This window comes from Candidatus Thiodiazotropha sp. AKIB8, from assembly GCF_058244675.1.
On record NZ_JBSYOO010000010.1, the window covers coordinates 83,678 to 93,735 of the forward strand.

General features: G+C 47.4%; 7 protein-coding genes. 3 read left to right on the forward strand and 4 right to left on the reverse strand.

The features are described 5' to 3' along the window. Positions 1-2 precede the first annotated feature (2 nt). The 4 genes from AC4IFB_RS01890 to AC4IFB_RS01905 are packed head-to-tail and all read right to left on the reverse strand — an operon-like array spanning position 3 to position 5,806. A complete protein-coding gene (locus tag AC4IFB_RS01890) occupies positions 3-605 on the reverse strand; it encodes a tetratricopeptide repeat protein (RefSeq protein ID WP_490779208.1) in 603 nt (200 codons plus the stop codon). Then, on the reverse strand, positions 592-3,420 hold the full coding sequence (locus AC4IFB_RS01895; protein ID WP_490779209.1) for a tetratricopeptide repeat protein: 2,829 nt from the start codon (positions 3,418-3,420) through the stop codon (positions 592-594). Before AC4IFB_RS01895 ends, AC4IFB_RS01890 begins: the two co-directional genes overlap by 14 nt. After that, the gene (locus tag AC4IFB_RS01900) at positions 3,417-5,270 is read right to left on the reverse strand and encodes a tetratricopeptide repeat protein (RefSeq protein WP_490779210.1); all 1,854 of its coding nucleotides are present in this window, start codon (positions 5,268-5,270) and stop codon (positions 3,417-3,419) included. Before AC4IFB_RS01900 ends, AC4IFB_RS01895 begins: the two co-directional genes overlap by 4 nt. A 5-nt stretch (positions 5,271-5,275) precedes the next feature. Continuing rightward, positions 5,276-5,806: an AraC family transcriptional regulator gene (locus AC4IFB_RS01905; protein WP_490779211.1), complete on the reverse strand. Its 531-nt coding sequence runs from the start codon at positions 5,804-5,806 to the stop codon at positions 5,276-5,278. A gap of 833 nt (positions 5,807-6,639) precedes the next feature. Between AC4IFB_RS01905 and AC4IFB_RS01910 the strand changes: the two genes are divergently transcribed. The 3 genes from AC4IFB_RS01910 to AC4IFB_RS01920 all read left to right on the forward strand — a co-directional run bounded on the left by AC4IFB_RS01910 (position 6,640) and on the right by AC4IFB_RS01920 (position 9,939). After that, positions 6,640-7,689 carry a DUF3187 family protein gene (locus AC4IFB_RS01910; protein WP_490779212.1) on the forward strand — a complete coding sequence of 350 codons (1,050 nt, stop codon included), beginning with the start codon at positions 6,640-6,642 and terminating at the stop codon, positions 7,687-7,689. A gap of 795 nt (positions 7,690-8,484) precedes the next feature. Continuing rightward, positions 8,485-9,405: a hypothetical protein gene (locus tag AC4IFB_RS01915; protein WP_490779213.1), complete on the forward strand. Its 921-nt coding sequence runs from the start codon at positions 8,485-8,487 to the stop codon at positions 9,403-9,405. Positions 9,406-9,516: 111 nt separating this feature from the next. Continuing rightward, a complete protein-coding gene (locus AC4IFB_RS01920) occupies positions 9,517-9,939 on the forward strand; it encodes a hypothetical protein (RefSeq protein ID WP_490779214.1) in 423 nt (140 codons plus the stop codon). Positions 9,940-10,058 lie beyond the last annotated feature (119 nt).

Below are 10,058 nucleotides of genomic sequence, written 5' to 3' on the forward strand. Positions count from 1 at the left end.
CTCTACTTACCTATTCTGCGCTGCAGGTCGACGATCCAGTTTTCAATCTCTTTATCTTTTGTTCCGGCCAGGGTCTGGTATTGCTGATAGTGCTGCAACGCCAGCTCAGGTTTTGCCAGATAGAGATCATATAGGATGCCAAGGTTTCTATGCGCTAAATCATAGGCAGGTTGATGCTTCAGCGCTGCTTGATAGGCCTGCTCAGCCTCCGCGAATCTACCCTGCATTCTTAGTGCAACGCCCAGTTGATTGTGAGCAGAAGGACTCCGCTTATCGATCTCCAGAGCGGCTAAGAGAGATTTTTCAGCAGCCTCTGGATTATCCTCGCTGAGTTGTATGATACCCAGATTGATGAGAGGGGCAGACTGTTTGGGGTACTGCTTGATCAACGCTTCCAGTTGCGCTTTGGCCTGTTTAACCTTCTTCTTTTCAAACAGCTGATGAGCAGATTGAAGTGCCTGATAGAGTTGCGGATTCTTAGCAGAGTTTGCAGCGGAACTGGCGCTGTTATCTGATCCACTCTGCTGAGTGGTTGTCATGCTGCTACAACCGGTAATCAACAGCATCAGGGTAAGATTACAAAGCAGTGGGCTAATTGAGCGCATCGACCCATACCTCCCATTTTTCCTGCTTTGCGTATCGGCCAGGGATAAGATTGGCAAGTTCAGCAAAACTCTTTTTTACCCATTTGTCATAGATTCCCTGAGGGGTTCTTTCGATATTCGATTGATAGAGCACAATCGCCTTCTCTTCAAAAGGGTAAGCCTGCTCTTCAAGTAGAATGTCATACTGCTCAAGCTCTTCTGCATTCAATCCTTTAGGGCGCTCTGAGGACATCAGTGCCGAGCCGAATTGTTGGTAGATTTCACCAATTCGGTGGGTGGCAGCAGTAGTGACTTCTGCCACGCCATACTCGGCTGCTCTCTTATAGGCATTGATTGCAGTCTGCATTTTGCTCTTTTTCGCTTTCAGATTCTTCTCCAACGGTGCCTTCAACTTAACCCGGCGAAACGCCTTGCGTGCCGGTTCGGCCAATTCAACGCTGGCGGTTGCAGCAAGATATCGGCTGCGGTCTGTACGTTGTTTTCCAGCTTTGGCATCGACTTTGACAATCTGTTTCAGCCACCAGTCTCTCTTACCCCATGCGCCGGTCTGTTGATAGAGAGTAACCAGCTTCTGTCTAGCTTCCAAAGCCTGATCAAAGGGTTTTGGAAACTGCTTTACATAGCTTTTATAACTTGTAATAGCCTTACTCTTTTTACCGGCCTTCTCATACAGCTCTGCAGCTTGCCAGCCGGCTTCCCGCTGAATTTCAACATCACCGCTCTGTTTGGAGATGACGGTCAATTGCGCCGCGGCTTTGAGTGGCTGCCCGGTCTCCATATAAGCTACAGCCAGTTTACTGTTGACCTCAGGTATCAGCTCGCTTTTGGGATAGCGCTTCTTGTACGACTCGAGGATCTTCACTGAGCCTGCCCAATCTCCCGCAGCGATCATACTTGCCGCAGCATCATATTCAGCTGTGGCGAGAATGGTAGAGGCGGGTGCCAATGCGGCAATTCTCAGGAACTGCTTTGCTGCTCCGCTATGGTCGCCCTGGGTTCTACTGTCAGATCCCTGTTGATAGATGCTGGCGGCCAAACGCTCTTCGAGCTGGCCTCTCTGCTTGCCCTTTTTGCTACTTAGAGAGAGGGCTTGCTGATAGGCCTGTTCCGCAGCTGCAAAGTCTTTTTGCTCAAATGCAGCATGAGCCGCAACTGTCCAGGCGGTACGTCGGAGTTTCTTTTCAGCAGGGGGCTTGAGGTTGGCAACTTGTAAAGCGGCGCCTCTTGCACGCCCAAAGTCTTTCAAGTCGAGAAGCTGGTCTGCGGCTTCAGTCAATACTCTGGCGCGGCGGGAGTCATTGGGGAAGGTATCGCAGAATCGCAAAGCACTCTCAACCCCCTTTTTTCTCCAGGCATCACCTGGGTCGCTACTGAGATTCTTCTGTTCAGCAGCATAGGCGAGTAGTGTGGCATAACCGGCTTCAGCCCTTTTATCATGAGTTGGCAGTTTATAGGCGCTCTGTTCATAGGCTACCACTGCATCTGGGTAACTCTTCAACTCAAACAGCAGCTCCCCAAGCAGAAAGCTGATGTTCCCCGCCTTTGGATCGGTAGGAAAGGCGTCAAGATAGAGCCGATACCAGTGGGCCGCTTCACTACCTTGTTTGGCCTGTTCGGCGGTGATCTTTTTGGTCCCCTGTTTACGGCTTCTCTGCGCAAGGGCGTGATGGTATTCAGCCAGCTCTTTGAGGTAGACCCGCAGTTGGTCATTCAGCCAGGACTGATCCTTCTGACCCAGTTTTTTCCAGGCATCACCCGATACGGCGTAGTGTTGGGTGAATGCCTTCTTGCTTTCGATAGCTTTCGCAGGGAATCCGTTTTTCGTATAGATATCTACTACTTCTACTGACAATCGGGGAGATTGAGGGTGGGCAGGGTTGAGATTGACGAAGGCCAAGTAAGCCTCTGCAGCATCCTGAATACGCTCTTGCTTCAAATAGAGGTTTCCCAGCCCTTGATAGATCATATACTCATAGTTTCGATGGCCGTGGCTATTGAAATATTGGCTAATCCTCTGTGCTCCCCCCAGCTCTGAGAAGGTCAGGCTGATGACTCGCAGTGTCTCTTTCAGTAACTCCTGATCAGCGGGGGATAGCTTGCTGGTGTCGACCTCTTCAGTAGTGCTCAGATTTCTGTCAAGCAGCTGGGTAAATGAGTCAAGGCCCTGTTCGACTTTGTTCAGCTTAAACAGCGACCAGCCATGCTTAAATAGAGATCGGTCGTAGTATGGGGTATCTGTCTTCTTTTTCAGGATATCGCCATAGGCTTGTTCGGCAGATTTGAATTTCTGCTCGACAAAGAACCGCTCACCCTGTCTGAACCTGGCTTCCTGCCAATATTCACTCTGCGGATACTTGGTGATCATGGTGTTCAGTGTCTGCATCATCGCTGCCATATCACCCTTTAACTCATAGGCTCTGGCCAGCTGGTATAGCACCAGATCGCTGGCGGCATAGTCGGGGTCTTTTTCGATCAACCCACTGTAGAGTTCGATCGACTGATTCAGCTCATCACTCGATTGAACCATCTCGTCATCGCTGAGTAACTTGGTTTCACTGCGTTCCAACTCCAGGTCTGCCAGACGTCGGGTGGCTTCGCTGTGTAGCCGCTGGTCAGGTTTGAGTTTCAGCAAGGCACGATAATTTTCAATCACCTCATCACGTTCGGAAGGTGCAATGGCGCTTTTTTCAATTTTGACCGGTTCGCTCTTAAGGTCAGCCAGAGTCGCTTCTTGAGGGCTGTTATTTAATATCGGGGAGGAACATCCACTGACAATGGCGAGACTTAAAAGAGATAGGTAGAGTGATGGTTTCACTGCTCAGGTACCCCTCTGTCCGTACTGATGTCGAGTAGACTGGCTACACCGAAACGCGCCTGTATCAGATAGTTATTGACGAGGGTTTTACGCTGTTCCAATCTGGATAGAGCCATCGTCTGAAGTCGATCTGCTTCAGCCCTGCGCAGGGCGGTTACCTGTTTGAGCAGATCGGGAATATCTGCTTGCAAAGTATCTATCCGGTCGGAGAGCGTATTGAAGCGGGTTTCCGCCTGCTGTCGGGCAGCAGCCAGCTCAACCTTTTGCGTTTTTGCGGTTTCAATATTCTGCTTTAAGTCTCCCATCTGCTTTTTCAGATTCCAGAGACGGATCGGATGTTCCGTAACCGTTTTCCAGGTCAGAATGCCCTCCATCAGTCGAGCGATCTCTTTCTGTACCTGAAACTGTTCAGGGGCGCCAGAGTTCGCGATCAGGTCGTCTATACGCTCTAGTCGGGCAATCAATCGCTTTTCATCACCTGTAGCAAGAATAAACGCAGGCTCCGCTTCAGAGGCAGCCAATTCATATTTTTTGTCCAATTTACTCTGTTCTACCGCCATTTTTTTCATCTTGTCGCCTTTAAGAAAGGCTTCAACCTTAGGCAGTTTCTGATCATAGGCCTGCTGTTGATTCTCCAACATGGTCAGATAGGCTTTAACCTTCTCCTGCCACTCCTGCAGGTTGTTCTCAAGAGCAAGCAGATCCTGGTAGTCCTGGAATCCTTCCTGAAACCGGTTACCTGTGAGCAGGAAGGGCAGCAGGGTACGCAAACGGCTATCGCTGCTCTCTTCTGTTTCGCTCTCTTTGCTGATAATCAGGCTGTCGGGAAAGCCACCTTGATTTATCTGCTGAATGATCTGCTCCACTGAACTCAATGCCTGATCATAGGTGCCGATTGCATCCTGATAGGCGTCCAGTGATTGTTGTTCCGCTTCTAGCAGGGCCAGAACGTAGGGGATTGCCAGCTTGGCTTCCAATACTGCAGGATCACTGGGGTTTCGTTGAGCCAGCATTTGCCAAGGGGTGAGGGCCTGCTCACGATCTCCCATCTGAAGAGAAGCCCAGCCCAGTCCAAGCAGGGCCTGGTTACTTGCAGAGCCTTTTATTCGTACTTTCTGCAGTGACGCTTGTGCAGAATCTGACTGCTGTGTCTCCAATAGCAGATAGCCCAGGGTGAGATTTGCTCTGTCTCGAATCGCTTTGGCTTCTTCGTTATCCTCATCTGAGTGACCGTCGCCAATGGATTTGAAGATTTCCAGGGCCTCGGCGGTCTGCTCATTTCGCAGTAGTGCCAATGCCTGATTAAAGCGGCCATAAAGGGTCCAGTCACTCTCCCCGGAGATATCTGAAAGGGATTCAAGTGCCTGACCATGGTCATTTTGCTCAAGTGCAATCAAGCCTTCCAGGTGCTGTTTTTCATCCTTGGCATCGGCTATCTGTTCATTTCCTATCTGACCCAGTGCCTTGGTGGCCGCCTTGTCCTCACCTCTGCGGTATCGGGATTTACCCAGCTGCAACCAGGCCTTGTTTTGTATTTCGGGGGTAGCGGTATTACTCAATACGCGATTGAACAGGTTCTCTGCCGTGTCGGGCATGCCATAGGCCAGATAGAGTCCGCCCAGCAAGAGTTCCGGCTCATCGGCATAGGCCTTCATCAGCCCCTGTTTTCTCGCAGAGAGTAGTCGAATAATGGCTGGAAAATACTCTTTTTGATAGAGATGGAAGAGTGCCTCACCATAGTGTAAGTCACGTAGTGCCTGCGGTTCGCCAGCACGTATCTCCGCTGTTGCGGAGAGTGGGAGAGCGAGACAGGTCGTGAGGAGCAGGCGGGGAATCAAGCCGGTTTGCACCTATATCACTCCCACTCCCGGATTTCGAAATCCGGCTGTTGCAGGGCGGCACTGTCGACGATCTTCAACTCCAGGTATTTCGGCCCTATGCCTTTGTCAAAGCTGACTGTTGCGCCCCGTTTGTAGTCCCGGCCTTTGGGGCCGACACCGGTAAAGAATGCGACCAGTTCGTGGCCTCCCGCTTTGAGGTTGCCCAGATAGATGCGCTGTACACCGCCCCGTTGCAGTGCTTTTAATTCCCGTTCTGTATAGAGGTGGTTGGTCAACTCCTTATTATCAATCTGAAGCTGAACCGAATCGAGTTTAAAGTAGGTGCCTATGTCCAGAGAGAGAAACACAGAGACTTGGGTGTTACCCGGAAACAGAAGCTCCTCTTCGAGTATGAAAAGCTCTCGGTTAAGTTCGATCACAGCCTTTTTCAAGCTCTCGACCTGCTTGTCCAGTCCCTTATCGCCCTCGGTTTGCCCATCAGCGGCCCACAGGGGGAAGCTCAGGCAGAACAGGAGGAGAAATGTATAGCGGATTAAGATCTTCAAGATGACGTTTCCCGAGTCGTGAATATAACTGTGTTATGAAGAAACAAATCTATATGAATTAGTGTGTTGCGTTTGCGATCATAGTCACAGGTTGATCTAAGGAGTTGGTAAAAAATGCCCAAATACAGAGATCATAGGTGATGATAAGTGTTATCGCTACGAATTCCTATTGTTCAGGGTTTGCTTCCTCCAGTAACTACCTTTCGGTCATACCTCATTAATATTGAGCTTGGTTATGAGAACCAATCAGTATTTTCGAGATTAAAGCCGAGTCTACCACCGTGTCTCATAAAAATAATTGATATCAATGTGACGCTAAGCGACTAGCCGCGCTCCCCATGGAGAAGCATACCCTTTCCACTGAATATTAAGGAGCCAGCGGAGAAGTTGGTTTCGGTATCTTGCTGCCAAATTACGCCGATTCCGAGTTGCGGATCATTATGATCAGCTTGCTGATAAGTAGGTTTAAGCACCTTAAACCTGGAAAACGATCTGACCGCTCCATTCTAATCACAGGTCCCTGATTATTAAGAAAATTGCTTCGATCTATATGGTCACCGATTGGAACAATAACACTACAGCAGGAATTGCACACTTCACACTCTCCAGCTGATCTTTTTAGGTTAAAGCAAGAAATTCTGATTGGCAATCTGTTCAGCAGACTTATCCTGAGCGTCGTAAACTGAATTTATTACAAAACCCAGGGTCATAGCAGTGACTGAATATAGGGTTTATATAGTAATATATACAGCGCAGTAACCACTGAACAAGAACAAAATCACTCTCTATCAAACTCTATTTTGATGGACTCAACTGCCGTTTCTTAGTTTTTCATGCACAAAAAATGTCACCGTAATGGATCCTTCACAGGATTTATCGATTATTTCATCAGTTTCAGTATTCTCAGGCTACTGCCAGGGTTGCTGCTCTGTTCTTCGGCAGCGCAGGGTTACTCCACTCAGCCTGAGCCTTTCCCAGTGCGTAACATGAACCCCTTCACCCTATTGCATGGCTTACCAGTCGCAACTTCGTCAGATCTTCTTGAAGATAAGGTCACCAGCCTGCGTATTCAGTGGGATGTTGCGAATACATCAATGGAGAGAGTTACCGAGGATGGACAGGTAACACTCGATGGTGAGACCAACCGGGTTGCATTGACCTGGAAACGGGGGCTGGGCTCAGGCTGGCAAATAGGGGCAGAGGTGCCCTATCTTTCCCATCGAGGCGGGGGGTTGGATAGCCTCATAGAGAACTGGCACGACCTGTTCGGATTTTCCAATTCTGACAGGGATGACTGGAATCAGAATCGACTGCGTTATCTCTATATCAAAGATGGTGAAACCAAAGTCTCTGTTACCGAAGAGAGCAGTGGTATTGGTGATATTCAGTTACTGCTTTCCCGTGGACTATCCTTGGCCAACGAAGAGCAAAGTGCATCTTTTCATTTCAGTGTGAAGTTGCCGACTGGTGATGAAGAGTCACTACTGGGTAGTGGGGCGCCAGATATGGCCGTCTGGTTAAGTGGTTCGGATCGAAGAATAGTTGAGCAGTGGCCTATAGGGGGTTACGGACAGATCGGCATTTTACTCATGGGAAAAGCCGAAATCCTCGAACAAGAGCAACGAGAGTTCGCTCTCTTTAGCACCCTGGGCGCCAGTTGGCGAGTCTACGACTGGCTCGATCTGAAACTACAATTTGATGCGCATACGCCATTCTATAAAAGCAGGTTTGATCAACTGGGTGGTTCCGCTGTGATGTTTACCTTTGGTGGTACGATTCCATTCAAGGATGGCAGTCAGATCGATCTCTCTTTGGGAGAGAACATGACCACAGACATGGTGCCGGATTTGATTATCAATCTCGGTTACAAAGCGCAGTTTTGAAAATGGGGTCAGCGTTAGTGTCGATTAGTTAAACTGTAAGCCACATTTATAATGTGGGCTTCTCTCCAGATCGTGTGGGTAGGTTAGCGTAGATGCCTATAAGAGACAAAGATCTATAAGCCGAAATATTAGGCATCAAGACTCAGGCCAAAAAACACCCTTTTCAAGATCAAACCGGTTTAGTTCGCCTGCTGTAATCGTCAAAGGGATAAGATCAAATATATTGGTAAGCGCAACAGTGTTAAATATACGGCTATAACGCTTTTAATATTACTGCTAGATAAAACATGCCGCTGGAGAAATGTGAAAAGAATCACGTTTTGTGCGGTCGAACGAAAGTGACCAGTATGCAGAACCATTAATATTACATTGTTTAATCTGTATTTAATGAACACGTATACAAATAATTTTCATAGAGATGACAAATAGCTATGATTGAACAGTGCTTGTAATTCTCTGTTTTTTTAGCAATTCTTTTCATAAAGCTCAATGGAATTAGATTCTTGTCCATTGAGAATGTGCATCATATAATCAGATTACTCTTCAAGACTACCTGGCGAGGATCAAAGGATAGAACAAAAAACCACGGATAGGTGTTAACCCTAGCTAGGGCAATTCCCGATTTTCCAACACCCCCGTATCGCATAAATTAGAGTCGTCATCTGAATGAACTGGGTGGCAATCGAAAGTAAGCAGGCATGGAAGCTAATTTGATGCCGCTGAGTTCAAATAAGTTATAAATATTTATGATTCTTATGGAGAAATTGAAATAAGGATTTAAGTAGCGTTGGTGGAATGGTCGGTGGCGTTGTTGGTGGCATGTTTGGTGGGCCCATGGGCGCACAGCTTGGCTCACAGATCGGCGGCGGTATTGGCGGTATGCTTGAAGGCCTGATTTCGCAGCATGGACAATCTAATGTTCAGGGTGCGATGAACAACAACATGATGGGCTCACTTGTCAGTCAACTGGGTCAGGCTATTCAGAGTGCACCTGGTATCCCACAGTTCGCGAGAGATGAAATGTGCCAGGGATTACAGAGTGCCCATCAGAGCTGCCCTCAGGAGCCTACACCACCAGGATGTCAGCGGGATACTGACGATTCAATGAGTGGCTTGATCGATAAGATCGTTGATAAAGTTGTCGATCAGATTATGGAGAAGCTTCAGGGCGGCGGTTGTGAGTCTGGTGGTGATCTTCAAGACATGGTTCGTCAGGCGATTGAAGATGTGGTTCGTGAGCAGATTGGTGGTGGTGATGAGGATGGTGGTTGCAGAGCAAATGGGGATAATGCGACGGCTGAGCAAGCTGGTACAGATGATTCTTCTGGTGTTAATGATGATACAAATCCCAGTGATTCACTGCTAAGTAGATGCTCAAAAGATGATGAAGAAACAAAGTCAAAATCAAAGGGTAGTGGTAGTTGGCTTGTCGCGCTGGCAAAGGCTATGGGTGAGATGACAGGTAATCATCTTGAAAAAATGATGCAAGCTCAAGATGCTATGGAAGCTTCACAGGTAGATGAAACCAGCTCTGAGTTTAAAAATGCATCAAAGGAAGAGCAATCTAAGATGAAACAAGATGCTGCTAATGAATTCACTCAACAACAAGCAGTGTTTCAAGCAGAATCCAAATTATTTGCCATGTGTTCAGAAGCCACTTCTACGTCTCTGAAATCTATTGGTGAAGGTCTCTCATCAATGGCAAGAAAACAGTAAAAACTCTTTCTATTTTCTATATCAAATACCAGATACCGTGAGGCATCTGGTATTTGTGTTTTATACAATACAAGTCCTTCCATACATTTTAATTTAGTAAGAGATATCGCTATGACCAGTCTAGAAAATGTAATGAAAGATGTATTCATATTCATTGTATTATTAGTATTTCTAAATGCATGTGGTGGTAGCGGTGATGGTAATGAGGACGATGGCGGACAAGATACCCCTAATCCATCAGTAGATGGGAATGTAAATGGTGGACTAACTGGAAAAATATTCATGACAAGTGGATGGGTTATAGATATTCCGACTGGTAAAAGTAAGCGAGTCCCGGGCGTTGTATGGGACAGTTATTGTTATGAGGATGATTTCAATGAAATAGGCAACGATTTTTTCTGTACTCTAGCTGAACCAGGAATTGACTACGGTAATTATGTTTCTTTTTATGGCATTCCCAGTGATCTAGGAGATGAGTACCTATTAACTGCATCAAATTGTATCTATGGTGGTGGATATACTGACAGTGACTGATGAGATGGACGCCCTACCATTCCGGCGTCGGTGCGCCAAACTAGTTATGAGAACATAGGTTACATGGAGGGCATCCATCATGAAGAAGCATAGTCTTACAGCCATCGATTTAGCAAAAA